The 17,902-nt window shown below is 37.2% G+C and carries 20 protein-coding genes; 10 read left to right on the top strand and 10 right to left on the bottom strand.

Going from position 1 to position 17,902, the window contains the following annotated elements; translation table 11 throughout:
• Nucleotides 1-60: 60 nt before the first annotated feature.
• The 6 genes from KO02_RS01005 to gcvT all read left to right on the top strand — a co-directional run bounded on the left by KO02_RS01005 (nucleotide 61) and on the right by gcvT (nucleotide 4,373).
• Nucleotides 61-765, top strand: a complete 705-nt coding sequence (locus tag KO02_RS01005; protein WP_051959713.1) for an SIMPL domain-containing protein — start codon at nucleotides 61-63, stop codon at nucleotides 763-765.
• Nucleotides 765-1,250 carry a DUF4112 domain-containing protein gene (locus tag KO02_RS01000; RefSeq protein ID WP_038695068.1) on the top strand — a complete coding sequence of 162 codons (486 nt, stop codon included), beginning with the start codon at nucleotides 765-767 and terminating at the stop codon, nucleotides 1,248-1,250. The genes KO02_RS01005 and KO02_RS01000 overlap by 1 nt, the downstream gene beginning before the upstream one ends.
• Nucleotides 1,251-1,327: 77 nt before the next feature.
• Nucleotides 1,328-1,696 carry a DUF4359 domain-containing protein gene (locus KO02_RS00995; RefSeq protein WP_038695066.1) on the top strand — a complete coding sequence of 123 codons (369 nt, stop codon included), beginning with the start codon at nucleotides 1,328-1,330 and terminating at the stop codon, nucleotides 1,694-1,696.
• A 7-nt stretch (nucleotides 1,697-1,703) separates the two neighbouring features.
• Entirely contained in the window at nucleotides 1,704-2,393 is a 690-nt protein-coding gene (locus tag KO02_RS00990) for a pseudouridine synthase (RefSeq protein WP_038695064.1), read from the top strand.
• Nucleotides 2,390-3,208: a DUF6929 family protein gene (locus tag KO02_RS00985; RefSeq protein ID WP_038695062.1), complete on the top strand. Its 819-nt coding sequence runs from the start codon at nucleotides 2,390-2,392 to the stop codon at nucleotides 3,206-3,208. Before KO02_RS00990 ends, KO02_RS00985 begins: the two co-directional genes overlap by 4 nt.
• Nucleotides 3,209-3,293: 85 nt before the next feature.
• Nucleotides 3,294-4,373: a glycine cleavage system aminomethyltransferase GcvT gene (gene gcvT / locus KO02_RS00980; protein WP_200878644.1), complete on the top strand. Its 1,080-nt coding sequence runs from the start codon at nucleotides 3,294-3,296 to the stop codon at nucleotides 4,371-4,373.
• Between the two features lie 52 nt (nucleotides 4,374-4,425).
• Here gcvT and KO02_RS00975 read toward each other — a convergent pair whose 3' ends face one another.
• From KO02_RS00975 to surE, 10 genes are all read right to left on the bottom strand, one after another.
• On the bottom strand, nucleotides 4,426-4,644 hold the full coding sequence (locus KO02_RS00975; RefSeq protein WP_038695057.1) for a DUF6358 family protein: 219 nt from the start codon (nucleotides 4,642-4,644) through the stop codon (nucleotides 4,426-4,428).
• A gap of 487 nt (nucleotides 4,645-5,131) precedes the next feature.
• Nucleotides 5,132-5,446, bottom strand: a complete 315-nt coding sequence (locus tag KO02_RS00970; protein ID WP_038695055.1) for a rhodanese-like domain-containing protein — start codon at nucleotides 5,444-5,446, stop codon at nucleotides 5,132-5,134.
• Between the two features lie 167 nt (nucleotides 5,447-5,613).
• A complete protein-coding gene (locus KO02_RS00965; protein ID WP_038695053.1) occupies nucleotides 5,614-6,111 on the bottom strand; it encodes a GNAT family N-acetyltransferase in 498 nt (165 codons plus the stop codon).
• Complete coding sequence (locus KO02_RS00960; RefSeq protein ID WP_051959712.1) at nucleotides 6,108-6,677, bottom strand: hypothetical protein; 570 nt, start codon at nucleotides 6,675-6,677, stop codon at nucleotides 6,108-6,110. Before KO02_RS00960 ends, KO02_RS00965 begins: the two co-directional genes overlap by 4 nt.
• Before the next feature lie 4 nt (nucleotides 6,678-6,681).
• The gene (locus KO02_RS00955) at nucleotides 6,682-7,872 is read right to left on the bottom strand and encodes a M20 family metallopeptidase (protein ID WP_038695051.1); all 1,191 of its coding nucleotides are present in this window, start codon (nucleotides 7,870-7,872) and stop codon (nucleotides 6,682-6,684) included.
• A gap of 10 nt (nucleotides 7,873-7,882) precedes the next feature.
• A complete protein-coding gene (locus tag KO02_RS00950) occupies nucleotides 7,883-8,341 on the bottom strand; it encodes an SPOR domain-containing protein (RefSeq protein ID WP_038695049.1) in 459 nt (152 codons plus the stop codon).
• A gap of 25 nt (nucleotides 8,342-8,366) precedes the next feature.
• A complete protein-coding gene (secA, locus tag KO02_RS00945) occupies nucleotides 8,367-11,663 on the bottom strand; it encodes a preprotein translocase subunit SecA (RefSeq protein ID WP_038695046.1) in 3,297 nt (1,098 codons plus the stop codon).
• A gap of 141 nt (nucleotides 11,664-11,804) precedes the next feature.
• The gene (locus KO02_RS00940) at nucleotides 11,805-12,677 is read right to left on the bottom strand and encodes a menaquinone biosynthesis family protein (protein ID WP_038695045.1); all 873 of its coding nucleotides are present in this window, start codon (nucleotides 12,675-12,677) and stop codon (nucleotides 11,805-11,807) included.
• Nucleotides 12,674-12,934 (bottom strand): hypothetical protein, encoded by a 261-nt coding sequence (locus KO02_RS00935; RefSeq protein WP_038701929.1) that lies wholly within the window; start codon nucleotides 12,932-12,934, stop codon nucleotides 12,674-12,676. Before KO02_RS00935 ends, KO02_RS00940 begins: the two co-directional genes overlap by 4 nt.
• A gap of 1 nt (nucleotide 12,935) precedes the next feature.
• Nucleotides 12,936-13,709 (bottom strand): 5'/3'-nucleotidase SurE, encoded by a 774-nt coding sequence (gene surE / locus KO02_RS00930; protein WP_038695043.1) that lies wholly within the window; start codon nucleotides 13,707-13,709, stop codon nucleotides 12,936-12,938.
• A gap of 456 nt (nucleotides 13,710-14,165) precedes the next feature.
• Between surE and KO02_RS00925 the strand changes: the two genes are divergently transcribed.
• The 4 genes from KO02_RS00925 (at nucleotide 14,166) to KO02_RS00910 (ending at nucleotide 17,868) form a co-directional block, all read left to right on the top strand.
• Nucleotides 14,166-15,035 carry an AEC family transporter gene (locus KO02_RS00925; RefSeq protein ID WP_235212318.1) on the top strand — a complete coding sequence of 290 codons (870 nt, stop codon included), beginning with the start codon at nucleotides 14,166-14,168 and terminating at the stop codon, nucleotides 15,033-15,035.
• An 86-nt stretch (nucleotides 15,036-15,121) separates the two neighbouring features.
• On the top strand, nucleotides 15,122-15,967 hold the full coding sequence (gene kduI, locus KO02_RS00920; RefSeq protein WP_038695039.1) for a 5-dehydro-4-deoxy-D-glucuronate isomerase: 846 nt from the start codon (nucleotides 15,122-15,124) through the stop codon (nucleotides 15,965-15,967).
• Between the two features lie 6 nt (nucleotides 15,968-15,973).
• Nucleotides 15,974-17,098, top strand: coding sequence for a DUF4861 family protein (locus tag KO02_RS00915; protein WP_038695037.1), 1,125 nt, complete (start codon nucleotides 15,974-15,976; stop codon nucleotides 17,096-17,098).
• Nucleotides 17,098-17,868: an SDR family NAD(P)-dependent oxidoreductase gene (locus tag KO02_RS00910; RefSeq protein WP_038695035.1), complete on the top strand. Its 771-nt coding sequence runs from the start codon at nucleotides 17,098-17,100 to the stop codon at nucleotides 17,866-17,868. The genes KO02_RS00915 and KO02_RS00910 overlap by 1 nt, the downstream gene beginning before the upstream one ends.
• The last annotated feature ends 34 nt before the right edge of the window (nucleotides 17,869-17,902 follow it).

Raw genomic sequence — 17,902 nt, 5'->3', positions numbered from 1 at the left:
ACATCAATACAAATAAACAATGGTTCGATTTTTGAAAACAAAGTATTAAATAGAAAGATTATGAAAAAATTATTGCTAGGAATAATGCTATTAGCAACTGTACACACTTTGCAAGCACAACAAATGACGAATAAAGATATGGTAAGTACGATCGGAAGAGCTGAGGAAGAGGTAACTCCAGACATCATATATATCAATGTTACGTTGAAAGAATTTTATCAAGACGGAAATACCAAGAAAAAGGTAACAATCGAAAATCTTGAAAAACAATTATTTCAAGCAGCAACAACTGTAGGTGTTGAGAAGAAAGATTTTACAATTCAAAATATCTATAGCACCAATTATGCTACAAAAAAGAAAAAAGAAACTGACATTTTACTTTCCAGACAGTACCGTATCAAAGTAACGCAATTGAATAAATTGAATGATTTATTTGACGGTGTAGATGCGGCAGGAATCCAAAATACAGCAATCAGCGAACTTGATTATTCAAAAAAGAAAGAACTGGAAAAAACGTTAAAAGTTAAAGCGGTTAAAGATGCGCTTGACAATGCTACAATATTAGCAGAGGCGGCTGGTCAAAAAGTTGGCAAAGCAATCCTATTGTCTGAGAATCCACAAATGATCTATTTTAATACACCACGCGTCATGGCTTCATTCAAATCAAGTAACATGGAAGCAGCTGATGTATCCGATGATTTAGACCTAGACATTAAACCGATTAAGATTACAAGTGAAGTAAATGCATCATTTGAATTATTATAATGAAGAGAGATCTATCCTTAGCTGACAAACACAAGAAAAGGGATCATGACTTCGGTTGGGTCGAGCGACTATCATGGTTAATGGACAATAAGTTCCAGATAGCTGGATTCCGCTTTGGCCTAGACCCTATTCTTAATTTTATTCCTTTTGCAGGAACAATTGCCAGCTTTGGAACTTCATTCGTTCTCGTCATGGTCATGTGGAGAAATGGAGCAAGCTCTAAATTGGTTGTCAAAATGCTGATCAATATCTCGATGGATGCCATCTTAGGAGCTATTCCACTTCTTGGTAATGTCTTTGATTTTTTCAACAAGGCAAATGCGAAAAATATCAAGTTGATGAAAGAGCATTACTATGAAAACAAACATCAAGGGTCTGCCATTTGGCTGCTATTGGGAATCCTTTCCATCATCCTATTATTTGTTGTGGGTACCATCTACCTTTTATGGATATCTGGAGAGTGGTTTTGGCACTTATTTTTTTAATACAGTACATTATAATAACAAAAATAGCGTCTATATGAAGGTATAAACGCTATTTTTGTATCTACAATTTCTTAGACATGAATAAAAAAAGAATTTTTGCTTTAGTCATCATACTCATTACTGTGGCAGCAATTTGGACTAACCCTACTCAAGAGCAACACGAACGAGTTGTAAAAGAAAAGGCTGAGCATTTAATTAAAAATCAAATAGATCATAAGAAACAAGGATTTCTTGATATTGGAATGCGATTATTTGGGAATCAAGTTGTACAACAATTTGTGGAAAAGGGTGTGGTCGTAGAAAACTATTACCTCTTCTCGTTAACAAAAATTAAATGGCAGGGTCAAAATAATACCATAGGTCTTGGTGCTTTTGGAAAAGTATGGATCAGTCCCAAGATTGACGAAAAAGCTGATGAAATAATTGCTATTATAAAAAATATGTAAATCTAGTATGTTAGAAATTTTATATCAAGACGAAGACATCATCGCGATCAATAAACCACATGGTCTGCTTGTACACCGCTCCTCCATTGCACGCGACGCTTCCGAATTTGCCCTTCAGCTCTTAAGAGATCAAATTAGTCAAACCGTATACCCTGCACATCGATTGGATAGGAAAACAGCCGGTATCCTCTTATTTTCGCTAAATAAAGAGATGGATCGGGAGTTACAGCAATTGTTTCAAAACCAACTTGTAGATAAAAGGTATATTGCCGTATTACGTGGTCATGCCCCCGATGAAATGCATATCGACTATCCTTTGAAAAAAGATAATGGAACCATACAGGAAGCGCAGACCGATTTCAAAACAATTGCCCAAGCAGAACTTCCGATAGCTTCTGGTAAATTTCCGACATCGCGCTATAGTTTAGTAGAAGCAAATCCCACAACCGGAAGAATGCATCAATTAAGAAAACACTTTGCACATATATTCTATCCCATCATTGGCGATCGTCCGCATGGATGTAATAAACAGAATAAATTTTGGAAAGATCATTTTGAGATGGATACTATGATGCTTCATGCCTCGGAAATAACTTTTACGCATCCAAAAACCAAAGAAGTCATCACCATTAAAGCTAAACTACAACCTGAGTTTAATCGTGTATTGACCATCTTAAATCTAGCACATCAGATATGAAGAACTTAATATTAGACTTTTTTCTCACTATTTCTGGAATAAGTGCCGCATCCGGATTAGTCTATCAAAATAATCATCTTTATCTCATAGCCGATAACAGCTACTACCTCTATGATTTTTCACTAAATGAACGCGCTTTATCTAAAATTCGACTTGATGAAAATGCGATTGATTTAGAAATTATCGCTAAGGCTAAAAAACCAGATTTTGAATCCATAGCTTATGACCAAGGCAAATACTACATCTATGGGTCAGGCTCAACTCCTAACCGAAATACCCGCATAACTTATGAAAAGGAGGCCAACGCTGAGGATTTTTCAAGCATCTATCATCATTTACAACAGAAATTTGATGTTGACCAAGATAATTTCAATATTGAAGGAGTCATTCATACCGCCGATGAAATTTGGTTTTTCAACCGCGGTAATGGACAAAAAAGTCAAAACGGTATTTTCAAAATCAACAAGGTAAACCCTGAGGAAAGTAGTTTTATCCCAATACAGCTACCCCTCATCAATGAGGTTCAAACAGCATTTACGGATGCTATTTTAATTGCAGATACCGTTTATTTTATCGCGGCAGCCGAAGCTTCAAACTCCACCTATTTGGATGGTGAAATTGCGGGAACCATTTTAGGAAAATTTAATAAAAACACACCTATGCAGCTGGAGACAACCCTGATACCTGGAAAACACAAATTTGAAGGGATTACGCTGAAAGAGCGCTCGGACAAAAAAATTACTTTTTTACTTTGCGAAGATCCAGATGATGATAAAATGGAAGCAATAATTTACTCCTTAACAATAGATCAGTAAATCGATTGCACAAATGCTAATCTTTAGACTAAAGTCGCTGTTTATTTTTGTAATTTTGTAAATAAATAAAACTTATCGTATTATGATCAAAAATACTGCCCTTACGGATACACATATCGCTTTAGGAGCGAAAATGGTTCCTTTTGCAGGTTTCAACATGCCTGTTCAATATTCGGGTATCAATGATGAACACGAGACTGTTCGTACAGCTGTAGGTGTGTTTGACGTTAGTCACATGGGCGAATTCATTCTTAAAGGAGAGAAAGCATTAGACCTTATTCAGGCAGTTTCTTCGAATGATGCGACCAAGTTGTATGACGGTAAAATTCAATATGCTTACCTTCCAAATGAAAACGGTGGTATAGTAGATGATTTTTTAACATACCGCATCGACGAAAACACGTATTTTTTAGTTGTGAATGCTTCTAATATTGAGAAGGACTGGAATTGGATTTCTAAATACAACAGCTTTGGAGTTGATATGAAAAATATCTCTGATGAAACTTCATTGTTTGCAGTACAAGGTCCTAAAGCAGCTGATGCATTGCAATCTTTAACCGACATCGAACTTGCGTCTATGGAATATTATTCCTTTACTAAAGGCACATTTGCTGGTGTAGAGAATGTATTGGTATCTGCAACAGGATATACAGGTGCTGGTGGTTTTGAGATCTACGTTGCAAACGAAGATGCGCAAAAAGTTTGGGATGCTATTTTTGAAGCTGGTGCTGCTTACGGCATTAAACCGATTGGTTTAGGTGCTCGCGACACACTACGTCTAGAAATGGGTTTCTGTTTATATGGTAATGACATCGACGATACAACCTCTCCGCTAGAAGGAGGATTAGGATGGGTAACAAAATTCACAAAAGAATTTGTTAACTCTGCTAATCTAAAAGCTGAAAAAGAAGCTGGTATCAAGAAAAAACTAGTTGGATTCGAAATGATCGATCGTGGTATTGCACGTCATGATTATGAGATCTTAGATGCAGATGGAAACAAAATTGGTCGTGTAACCTCGGGAACACAATCACCAACATTGAAGAAATCAATCGGTCTAGGATATGTTGATAATGCTTTCACAAAAGAAGGATCTGAAATCTATATCAGTATCCGTAACCAAAGTATAAAAGCAAAAGTGGTTAAACCACCATTTGTAAAGTAATAAACATTTTAAGTAATAAAAAATGGGCAACTGAATCAGTTGCCCATTTCTATTACTTCATCTTTTCTTGTTTCCTACGCTCCCCCTCAATTTGTAAGTCATTTTTAACCTTCTTCATCAAGGCACGCTTTAAGAAGATAAAGACAACCAATAAGGCAATCGAAAGACCACTTACTAAGACGTTTCCAGCTTCGTAAGCTTTAAAACCATAATAGATCGCTCCTACAATCAATAAATTAAGTAGAATATTTAGAATAAAATTTTTTGTCATAATATTAATTTTTACCAATTACTTTCTTCCTTAACAGGAAGAAATAAAATATGCCTGCAATTATATTGAAAAATATAATAAATAATGCCATTAACATCCGCTCCGTGTTTGAAATTCGACCCGAAAATATGATTTCCCGCAATGTTAATACGACCCAAATAAGGGACAACAGCAAAGAAATACTAAATAGGATTGGAAAAATGTCGAAGTGAAACAGTTTGGATCCGAGTGAAATGCAATAAAAAGCAAGACTAAACAAAAAAGCTTGTTTAGTCTGATACTCTAAGTTTTTCATTAGAATAAATTGATTTTTTTAATCGTGTTCAAAAACTCACCCGATACGATTGGGCTCCGTTCATATCGGTCTGCATTTTTACTTAAGCACATGATGGTTTCATTAAAATATAAATTCCCATTTCATGCAGAGAAGCTGTCATGAGTAGCTATTTCTCCTAATACGAGCCGAAAGCTCATGATTTATTTAAGCTTAATAGACGTCTATCTCAGGATCGATTTCCTCTTTCCATGCTACGATACCACCTTTTAGGTTGGCCAAATTGTCAAAGCCTTGTTGCTCCAGCATCATTACTGCCTGTGCCGAACGTTTTCCTGAACGACATTGAACAATAACGGGTTTATCTTTAGCAATCTTTTCGACTTCAATTAAGATTCCAGATAGCGGAATATTCAATCCTCCTAGATTAGAAACCTCATACTCAAATGTCTCACGTACATCAATTAATTGAAAATCTTCGTTATTATCAATTTTTGATTTAAGTTCTTCTACTGTTACTTCTTTCATGATGTATTACTATTTATCTCAAACTTAGATAAATTTGCTTTGATTCGCAATATAATTGCGCAGATATAAATGCAAATTTATTTGTTACTATTTTATTATAAAGGTACTTATGTAGGCTATTAATCCTTTTATACCGAAAACACAGGACTAATGGCAATCAGAAAGGACTAATGCTGTAGCGCTTTCTGCATGACATAGTCATCCAGAACATAATCGTAATAAGGAATATCAACGGTTTCTGTCACTAAAAAACCTTGTTTTAAATAAAAATGATAAGCGGGATTGCTACGGTTCACATTGAGTTCCAATTTCAGCAGATCTCTTGACTTGCCCAATTGAGCGGCAAAATCTAACAATCTTTTTCCGTATCCTTTGCCCTTGGCCGCCGACAGAAGATAAAGTTTTTCTATCCGCAAGATTGTCTGCTCTTTCACCTGAACAGCGACAAAACCCATTGCAACTGAATCCTCATATAGTACATAAAAATCTTGCCCACTCCCCATCAAAGTTTTAATGGCCTCCATCGTGTAATTCTTATTCAGCATAAAGTCAATTTGCTCGGCTGTTAAAATTGATGGATAAGTTTCCCAATAGCTTTTCTTCCCAATTTCACTGATCAGTTCTGCTTCGCTTATTTCAGCATATGTGATATTTAAGGTATTCATATTTTTTCTGTCAGTAAACAAAATTTAGAATTCGAGAATTTTATTTTGAAAAATCCATCTTTTATGGTCTTGTATTTATTCTCCGAAATCAACGCCACTCCCTCCAATTCTAACTCGTTTAAGGTAGATTCTATAATGAGCTCATCTCCCGCTGGCATCCATTTTTGAAAACCGGACTGAACAAAAATCGTCCTTTTATCATCACGTAACCAGACAATATCTATTTTTTTCGCGAACTGCTCCAAAACGGTTTTATCAAAACCTCCACCTAAAATATTAACCGCGCTATAGCCTTCTTGTACCAGGTAGCGCAACGCCGCCTCTACATAATTCGTTTCAAAAAAAACACTCTTCACATGTTCCTGTGGTAGGTCAATTAACTTATTTGTAAAAATAACGTCCACTTTATAGTTCTGTGAAGTAACCGCTTCATAGGAATCAATATCTGTAATGATGGTTGGAGACCATTCTAAGATCTGACCGACCAGATCGATGTCAATACTATAGATATCTGTTATCAATAGGGCGGGCTCTTGCCGTTCCCTAACAATATGATGTGATGACATAATCTTAATATCCTAAACGTCTTAAAGTCATATAAGCCATCAAGCCAATACTTACCAATAGGGCATCTTCATCAACATCAAAAGTTGCTGTATGCACCGCAGATTGAATACCTTTGGATTTATTGCCTGTACCCAAACGATAGAAACATGCATCAATCTCTTGTGAATAGTAGGAAAAATCTTCCGCCGCAGGCCATAGCTCCAGATCCAATACGTGCTCCTTTCCCAAGTATTCTTCTGCAAAACCACGGGCCGCCATCGTCAACTCCGGGTTGTTGATTAAAAATGGGTACCCCTTACGGACATCAAAATCACATGTTGCTCCCATACTCTCCGCCATACCGGTTGCCATTTTAATCATCTTTTCATGCGCCTCAGCACGCCATTCTTCGTCAAAGGTACGGAAGGTACCCTCCAGATAAACTTCGTCAGGAATGACATTTGTGGCACCATTTGCACTGATCTTACCAAAAGAAAGAACTGTAGGTATCCTAGGATCTGCAAATCGGCTTGTAATTTGTTGAAGAGCCGTAATAATATGTGCGGTAATCACGATTGGATCAATATTCTGGTGTGGATGAGCACCATGCCCTCCCTTTCCTTTCACTGTCATAAACAGCTCATCACAGGATGCCATATATTTACCAGCTCTAAAGCCCACCTTTCCTGCCTCGATAAAAGGCATGACGTGTTGGCCAATGATTGCTGAAGGAGCAGGATTCTGCAACACACCTTCTTTAATCATGATAGAAGCACCACCTGGAAGACGTTCTTCTCCCGGTTGGAAAATCAATTTGACAACTCCTCCATACTCCGCTTTCAATGCATGTAAAATCTTGGCGACGCCCAACAATGATGAAGTATGTACATCATGACCACAGGCATGCATGACTCCCGCATTTTGAGAACCATAGCTTCTACCGGCTACCTCTTGAATAGGTAATGCATCCATATCGGCCCGTAAAGCGATTACCTCATCAGAGGTGAGATCTCCTTTAATATAAGCCACAATGCCTGTATCAGCCATCTCCTGATAGGAAATACCCATATCATTCAACACGGATTTGACGTATGCCGAAGTATGATACTCCTCAAAAGAAAGTTCGGGGTGCTGATGAAGATGTCTCCTCATTTGAACCGTCTCTTGAAAAAACTGTTGGGCTAAGGCATTAACTTTTTCTTTAATACTTGCCATTTTAATAAGATTATTGGTAAACAAAAACGTTTTCCGAGAATACGAATACGTTTTTAAATTGTTGACGCAGCAAATTCATGAAATTATTTGCTTCAGATCGGCTCCTAAAATCGCCTACTTTGACCCGATAATTGGGCTCATCATAATTGACATAGGTATCAATGTCTTTATACATGCTTCTGAATCGTGACTGCTCTGAGAAAGCAGCATTACGATCACTACCTGCAAAAATTTGAACCCTAAAGCCCCTCACTGTCGTACGCGTAGCCGCGCTTCGTACTGGAGGTTTGCTAGATACTGCTACAGGTTTGTTCTCGACAGGATTGATACCCATATTTGCTCGATAATGTTGCAAAATTGTTATTAATGAATCTTTCATAATAACTACATTTTCATTCTCTTGCGCGTTTACTTTTGAAAAAGTAAAACTCACTAAAGCAAAAACAACTATCAATCCTATCTTAAACATTGTAATTTATTTATTTAAATACGGCCTAGCTATTTGCGCCATGACAGTTTTTATATTTTTTACCAGAACCACATGGACAATCGTCATTACGACCAATTTCATGTTCATTGCGAACAGGTTGACTAGGTCCTAGATCACGTGTGTCTATATCTTCAGCACTTACTCCTATAGGAGATTCCAACTCTGCTTTTGTTGCTTTCACCTGAACTTGAGGTGCCTGCACAGAACGCTCAGGAATACTTTGCATATTTTGTCCTGGAATTTCTCCTTTGAAAATAAAGCTAACAATATCCTTGTTCATTTCCGCTAACATAGACTTGAACAGATTGAATGCTTCCATCTTATAAATGATGATCGGATCCTTTTGTTCGTAAACTGCATTTTGTACAGATTGCTTCAAATCATCCATTTCGCGTAAATGTTCTTTCCAAGCTTCATCAATTAAAGCTAAGACAATACCTTTTTCAAATGATTTGAAAACTTCTCTTCCTTCTGTTTCGATTGCCTTCTTTAAATTTGTAGCAACTTGGATGCCACGAAGGCCATCAGAGAAAGGAATAACAACATTTTCTACAACTGAACCGCGCTCTGCAAATACATTCTGTAATACAGGAATAGTATGAGCAGCAACAGTATTCACTTTATGATGATAAGCATTTATGATCTGTTCGAATAAACGATCTGTTAACGCTTCTATCTTTGTATTTGTAAATTCTTCTTCCGAAATTTCTGGATTAACAGCAAATATGCGGATTACTTCAATCTGAAGATCTTCATAAGAACCCCCTTCTTTAGCATCTGCGACAATCTCTTCAACAACATCAAAAATCATGTTATTCAAATCAACATCTAAACGCTCTCCGAACAAGGCATTTTTACGTTTCGTATAGATAACAGTACGTTGTGAGTTCATCACGTCATCATATTCCAATAGACGCTTACGAATACCAAAGTTGTTTTCTTCTACCTTACGTTGCGCTCTTTCAATAGATTTTGTCAACATGCTATGTTGCATCACTTCGCCTTCTTCAACACCCATTTTCACCATGATGTTAGAGATTCGCTCTGATGCAAATAAACGCATTAGATTATCTTCCAAAGATACGAAGAATTGAGACGATCCTGGATCTCCTTGACGGCCTGCACGACCACGTAACTGACGGTCAACACGACGAGATTCGTGACGCTCTGTACCAATGATCGCTAAACCACCAGCAGCCTTCACTTCATCGCTTAATTTAATATCCGTTCCACGACCCGCCATATTTGTAGCGATGGTTACTTGTCCCGGTTGACCCGCTTCTGCAACGATATCCGCTTCTTTTTGGTGTAACTTCGCGTTTAATACATTATGCTTCACTTTACGTAATTGTAGCATACGACTTAACAATTCCGAAATCTCTACCGATGTAGTACCCACTAATACTGGTCTACCTGCTTCTGTCAATTTCTGAATCTCTTCTGCTACAGCATTGTATTTTTCACGGGCGGTACGATAAATGAAATCCTGACGGTCATCACGTAAAGCAACGCGATTTGTCGGAATCTCGACAACATCCAATTTATAAATTTCCCAAAGCTCGCCTGCCTCAGTAGATGCTGTTCCCGTCATACCCGCAAGTTTGTGATACATACGGAAGTAATTTTGTAACGTAATGGTCGCATAAGTTTGTGTCGCATCTTCTACTTTCACATTCTCTTTTGCCTCAATTGCTTGATGCAAACCATCTGAGTAACGACGACCATCCATGATACGACCCGTCTGCTCATCTACAATTTTTACTTTTCCTTCGTCAACAATATATTCAACGTCATTTTCAAATAACGTATATGCCTTCAATAACTGATTAATAGAGTGGATACGTTCCGCTTTAATCGAATAGTCACGCAATAATTCTTCCTTACGTGTTGCTTTCTCTTCTAAAGGGATATCAGCTTTTTCAATATCAGCGATTTCAGAACCCACATCAGGTAAAATGAAAAACGAAGTATCTTCACCAGATGCAGTGATCAATTCGATTCCTTTCTCCGTTAATTCTACTTGATTATTTTTCTCATCAATTACAAAGTATAATTCCTCATCAGCTTTAGGCATATTTTTATTCTGCTCTTGCATATAGTAATTTTCAACTTTTTGCAAAATCTGACGGTGATTATTTTCACTTAAATATTTAATTAATGCTTTGTTTTTTGGTAAACCGCGGTAAGCTCTAAATAAAGCTAATCCACCTTTCTCTGGGTCGATATCGCCTGCCTTTACAGCTTTTTTAGCTTCATTTAATACGGTATTGATATATGCCTTTTGTGCATTCACCAAACGCTCGATACGAGGTTTTAATTGGTAAAATTCATGTTGGTCACCACGAGGTATTGGTCCTGAAATAATCAAAGGTGTACGTGCATCATCAATTAAAACTGAATCGACCTCATCCACCATAGCAAAATGCAACTTTCCTTGCACCAATGCCTCAGGTGTTTGTGTCATGTTATCACGTAAATAATCAAATCCAAACTCATTATTGGTACCATAAACAATGTCAGAAGCATATGCTTTACGACGTTGTGGCGAATTTGGCTGATGCTTATCGATACAATCGACACTCATACCGTGAAATTCAAATAATGGTGCATTCCACTCCGAGTCACGACGAGCTAGATAATCATTCACCGTAACGATATGAACACCATTTCCAGCTAACGCGTTTAAGTATGTTGGAAGTGTACCCACTAAAGTTTTACCCTCACCCGTTGCCATCTGTGCAATTTTACCTTGGTGCAATACAATACCACCAATCAATTGTACATCATAATGCACCATGTTCCAAACCACTTCAGAGCCTGCTGCCAACCAAACATTTTTCCATGTAGCTTGATCGCCTTCAATCACAACATTTTGTTTTTGAGCGGCAATCTCTCTGTCAAAGTCATTCGCTGTAACGACCAATTGTTTATTTTCTGTCAGACGTCTTGCAGTTTCTTTTACCACAGCGAAAGCCTCTGGTAAAATATCCTTTAAAACCTCTTCTAATTTTTTATCACGTTCTTTAGATAATTTATCTGCGTTTTCATAGATGGCTGTTTTTTGTGACATATCGATGTCATCAGCATCAGCTTCGGCCTTAAGAGAAGAAATTTCCTGATCAATATCTGCTAAATATCCTTTTATTCTATTTTTGAAATCAGCCGTTTTACCACGCAATTCATCATCACTTAGTGATGCTAGCTGCTCGTATTCCGATTTTATTTTTTCTACAATTGGCTGAACACCCTTAATATCTCGCTCGGATTTACTTCCAAATAATTTACTTAAAAATTTTAACATAATATTCTTTTCTATCTCAATTTATGACTTTCATTCAATAATGACTCCAAACTAAAATTGCAGACAAATTGACACTAATCGGGCAAATTTAGTTATTAGATATCATATCTAACACACTATATATATTTTTTTTACTATTTTTTATGACAAAAACAAATTCTTATCCGTTTTAGGGATAAAGCCCATATCCTGAGCCTTATTAAACATCATTTCAATAGCAGAACGCCCCTCTTTCCCAAGTTCTACAGAATATTTATTGACATAAAGTTCAATGTGTTTATACATCACTTCAGTGCTCATTTCTTGCGCATGAGACTTGATAAACTCCAGTCCTGATGTAGGATTTGCAAAAGCATATTCAACACTCGCTCGTAATATACGATTCAATTTTACTTTAATTTCGGTTGGTAGGCTTCTTTTCACGACAATCCCCCCCAAAGGAATAGGACAATTTGTCGTTTTTTCCCAGTAATCACCTAAATCAACCACCTTGAATAATCCTTTTTCTTGATAGGTGAAACGATTTTCATGAATAATCAATCCTAAATCGATATCCCCAGCTAGTAAAGAACTTTCTATTTCAGAAAAAACAAGTTCCTGCTTATTCTTCAATTCTGGAAATGCTAAGCCCAATAAAAAATGAGCGGTTGTATACTTACCTGGGTAACCGACTCGCAATTGCTCTAACTCCGTTGTTAATGAATCTCCAGAACTTAATTTTTCCTGAAGCATTGTTGCCAAATTCGCATCCTTTGTGATCAACATTGGCCCGACTCCGAAACCAAGTGCACTACCAGCGTCCAGCAGTTCGTAATCTTCAACAGCATATGCAAAAGCATGGTAGCTTAGCTTTGTAACATCCAAATCGCCTCTGAAGGCCTTAAGATTTAAAGTTTCGACGTCTTCATAGACAATATCGAAGTCCAGCCCTTCTGTATCTATCTTATGATGGATAAGTGCATCAAAAATAAAAGTATCGTTCGGACAAGGTGAAAAACCCAATGTCAATTTCATATGGATAATCTTTGTGTTAATATATACAGAATAGAAGCCGCAAAAGTTGCTACCAATATTCCCTTCGCCAAGGCATCTTGCTCTCGCTTAAATAGAAAACGTAGTGCTACAAAATTTATGAATACTGCAATAACATACACCAGCATTGGCTTTTCGGGGGCCAATTTATCAGTAAGTGCTGTGTAAGTAGCAAGTAAATAAGCGATAAGAGGCGCTATTGCTCCCATCAAAATACCGAGACCTAAATTGTTCTTCATCTTAAACATCAAATCCCCAAGAATTTAATTCTGGAATAACATGATGAGCTGTCATATCAAATTGAGTGGGTACAATAGCAACATAACCATTACTTAAAGCAAATGAATCTGTGTCCTCACCACGATCTTCCAATTCGAATTTTCCGGTCATCCAATAATAATCACGATTATGCGGATCGATACGCTCATCAAATTCCTCAACATAATGACCACCAGCTTGGCGACATATTTTTATCCCCTTGATATCGGCATCATTAGGGAAATTTACATTCAACAATGAACCTTTAGGTAGTCCATTAGCCAGTACTTGCTGTGTAATAGAAATTAGATAAGGTCTACAATGTGAAAAATCTGCATTATAGGCAAAGTTGTCTAAAGAAAAGCCAATCGAGGGAATCCCCTCAATGGCACCTTCTACCGCAGCAGACATAGTTCCTGAATATAACACATTGATGGAATGGTTCAATCCATGATTAATTCCGGAAACACATACATCTGGCTTACGGCCTTTAAATATTTTATTAACGGCCAATTTAACGCAGTCTACTGGAGTTCCAGAACATTTATACATCTCAACACCTTCATACAAATCAATACGATCCAAGCGCAAAGGTCGTCCTATGGTAATAGCGTGCCCCATGCCCGATTGTGGACTATCTGGCGCAACTACGACAACATGTCCAATCTTTTGCATTTCTTCAATCAAAACTTTGATACCTGGTGCAGTAATGCCATCATCATTTACGACCAATATGGTTGGTTTTTTCTTTGTCATGATGCTAATTTAGTAAGAAAAATAGAAAAGCGTTAGTTTTTAAGCCAATGCTTTTCTATTTATACAAAAAAAAGAAGTCAAGCTTGTTTTTTTAAGTCAACGATTCCATTACATATACTTAAACTTAAGAACAAATAGTTATTAGATTATTCATTAAATTGGGTTTAAGCCTAGCTTTATTTAGGGTTAGTAGGGGGTTAATAGGGGTATACCCCTATTAACCCCCTACTAACCCCCTGTTATACCCCTATAAATTCTCTATTATATAGGGAATTGGTAGCTGCCAAATATGAAGTTGTTTCGGAGATGAAAATAAAGCAAGCACATGCTATGGTTTGATTAAAATAAAATAATATAAAAAGTAGATTTCACTTTTGATTATCTTCGCCAGTTCATATCGTTTTCCAATTCAAAATGGTCAATTTTATCCTTATTATATTCTGTATTTGCGCTGGAATGCTATTTAAGCATTTCAAATTAATTCCTGAAAATGCTTCAAAAAGTATTAATATTTGGGTATTATACATCGCTCTGCCTGCAGTATCTTTCAAATACATCCCACAAATTAGCTGGAGCGCGCAGCTTTTCTTCCCAGTATTATCGCCTATACTTGTTGTTGCAGGAAGTTGGATCTTCATGGAATTATATTGTCGTTATAAAGGCTATAGCCAACGATCAAGAAGTACATTAGAATTATCTTCAGCATATAGTAACACTTCATTTATTGGTTTCCCCTTAATCATTGCGTATTATGGCGAGCAAAACCTGAGCATTGCAATCATTTGCGATCAGGTAAACTTCATGCTTCTGGCTACCGTGGGTATTATTTGTGCCATTAAAGGAGACCGAAGCAATACTGAAGGCATTAAAGTCACTGCTCTAATAAAAAGATTGGTGACATTCCCTCCTTTTATTGCCTGTATACTCGCACTAGTTTTGGGGAAATATATCGATATGAGTATGACCGAACCTTTTTTTGATAAAATTGCGTCGACAGTTGCTCCATTAGCATTATTTTCCGTTGGTTTGCAGCTACAATTTAAAGGTATGAAGCGCGAGATCACCCAAATTTCAATGACCCTACTCTATAAATTGATGTTGGCTCCTGCTTTGGTTCTAATTGCAGCTTTGGCACTTGGGGTAAAAGGGGATATAGCCCGTGTAAGTATCATGGAGGCAGCTATGCCAACACTAATTACAGCAAGTATGGTCGTACAGCAGTTCAGATTAAACACCAAGTTGATCAACCTCATTATAGGAATAGGAATTATACTCAGCCTATTTACAACAGCTGTATGGTCTTATATCATCGCACTATTCATTTAGTTTTTTCGATATCGATTGCGAAGATTATTGTGGCTTAGGATTTATTAATATCTTATTTTTAGCATATTTCTTAAATACGCTTAGATATGAAAACGAATTATGAATCCCGCTATGCAATTAGCCCAAATGAATGTAAAACACTTGACACAAAGTCTTTAAGAGATAATTTTTTGATTGAAAATATTTTTGAAGCTGATCAAGTTAATTTTACCTATACACACTATGACCGTTATATGGCCGGCGGAGCAATGCCCGTTTCAGGAAAAATAAAATTGGAAACTATTCCAGCCTTATTAAAAGAGCCCTACTTCCTAAGCCGAAGAGAGTTAGGGATTATCAACGTAGGTGCATCAGGTCAGGTGGAAGTAGACGGAACTACTTATGATTTAGACTATAAAGAAGCATTATATATCGGAAAAGGAGTTGAGAACGTCTATTTTAGTAGCAAAAATGCTGCGAACCCTGCAAAATTCTATTTAAACTCCACTCCTGCCCACCAAAGCTTTCCTACTAAGAAGGTAACAAAAGAGTCTGCAAACAAAATTGAATTAGGATCTCTTGAAACGGCCAACCACAGAACGATCAACCAAATGCTTCTCAATAAGATTGTAGATACTTGTCAATTGCAAATGGGAATGACCGAGCTTAAACCCGGTTCTGTTTGGAATACGATGCCAGCGCATACTCATGACCGACGTATGGAAGTTTACTTTTATTTTGAAGTGCCTGAAGGGCAAGCCGTCTCTCATTTTATGGGACCGGTAGATGAAACACGACATATCTGGATGAAAAATGAACAAGCCGTGATTTCTCCTCCTTGGTCTATTCACGCTGGAGCAGGAACAAGTAATTATACCTTTATCTGGGGAATGGCTGGTGAAAATCTAGATTATGACGATATGGACAAATCTGCAATAACAGATCTAAAATAAATTAACATGAAATCATTCCTATCTACAGCTATTTTACTGGGTGTCACATCGAGTTTATCTGCCCAGAATAGCAATACTGTACAGATTAACAGCCCCTCTTCCTTTGAAAGAAAAGAAGTGGTGAGCATTCCGTTTGAAAAATTTAAAAATCATTTTGGCTTAAGGGATAACAATTTTTCAATAGTAGACCAAGATTCTAAAAAACCACTTGTTTACCAATTGGAAATGCATGGTGAAACCAGTCCGCAGAATATCTTGATTGCTGTACAAATAGCCCCTAAAGGAACGTTAAAACTAGCTGTCTCTGCCGCTAACCAGATGCAAGTGAAAAATAAAACTTTCGCACGCTATGTTCCCGAACGCAAAGATGATTTTGCTTGGGAAAATAATGTTGTGGCTTTCCGTGCCTATGGTAAGGCTTTGGAAGGTACTTCGGAGGATGCGCAAGGGTTTGATTATTGGTCAAAGCGTACAGACGAGTTAGTGATTGACGAATGGTATAAAACAGATGACTACCATCATGACCATGGTAAAGGACTAGATTACTATTCAGTAGGGCAAACACTAGGTGTTGGCGATATCGCCTTGTATTTTGACAATCATGTACAATACACGAAGCATTACCGTCAATATAAAGTTTTAGATAATGGACCGCTACGCTCTACCTTTAAATTAATTTATGAACCTCAGGAAATAAAAGGTCATGGTATAACCATTGAAAAAGAAATATCCATTGATGCAGAAAGCCAGCTTAGTAAAGTTAGCTTAAATATTTATAATGCAACAGCAGCTTTAACACCGATTGTCATCGGAATTGCCAAACGTAAAGAAACCGACCCCAATACTTTCAGCGATAAAAAGGCGAATTTTTTCGCGTATTGGGAGCCTGAAATGAAAGGTAATATTACCGGAACTGCTTTAATATTCCCCAATAGCAGGAATACATTTATTGATACTCCTACTCAATTTTTATGGAATATAACGGCAAAAAACAATCAAACATTGACTTATTATATGGGAGCGGCATTTAATAAAGCAGGAAAGATACAAAGCATGGACGCCTGGAAAAAATATTTAGAACAAGCGTCTGAACAGGTACAAAAACCACTAACCATTAGTTATAAAAAATAATGTCAATACTACAATCATTTGATTTAACAGGAAAAATCGCTTTAGTAACGGGTTGCAAAAGGGGTATCGGTAAAGCCATGGCAGAGGCTTTAGCAGAAGCTGGGGCTGATATTATTGGCGTTTCGGCAACTCTGGAATTAGAAAATTCGGCCATTCAAAAATCCATCGAATCCTTAGGTCGAAAATTTCATGCCTACCAATGTGATTTTTCGAACAGAGAGGCCCTTTATACCTTTATCAATCACGTTAAAGCGGATCATCCAATAATCGATATACTCCTGAACAATGCGGGTAATATTTTACGTAAACCAGCAGCCGAACATCCGGATGAATATTGGGATGAAATCATCGAAATCAATCAAAATGCACAATTTATATTGACAAGAGAAATAGGCAAAGATATGATTTCACGTGGAACAGGAAAAGTAGTTTTCACAGCATCGTTACTCTCTTTCCAAGGAGGAATAAATGTACCCGGATATGCCGCTTCTAAAGGGGCAATCGCTTCTTTAACAAAAGCTTTTGCAAATGAGTGGGCTTCAAAGGGAGTCAATGTAAATGCAATCGCACCAGGTTATATCGCCACAGACAATACAGAGGCACTACGCGAGGATCCTGAAAGATCGTCCTCTATATTAGCTCGGATTCCAGCTGCTAGATGGGGTGAACCACAGGATTTCAAAGGTCCTGCTTTATTCCTGAGCTCGCAGGCTTCTAACTATGTACATGGCACTATACTGACCGTAGATGGAGGCTGGATGGGACGCTAACTATCTAAAAACAGAAAGAGACCTATTTTATAAA

Source organism: Sphingobacterium sp. ML3W, from assembly GCF_000747525.1.
GTDB lineage: Bacteria > Bacteroidota > Bacteroidia > Sphingobacteriales > Sphingobacteriaceae > Sphingobacterium.
Note: the sequence above shows the minus strand (reverse complement) of the source record. Positions and strands in the feature narration are given on the sequence as shown.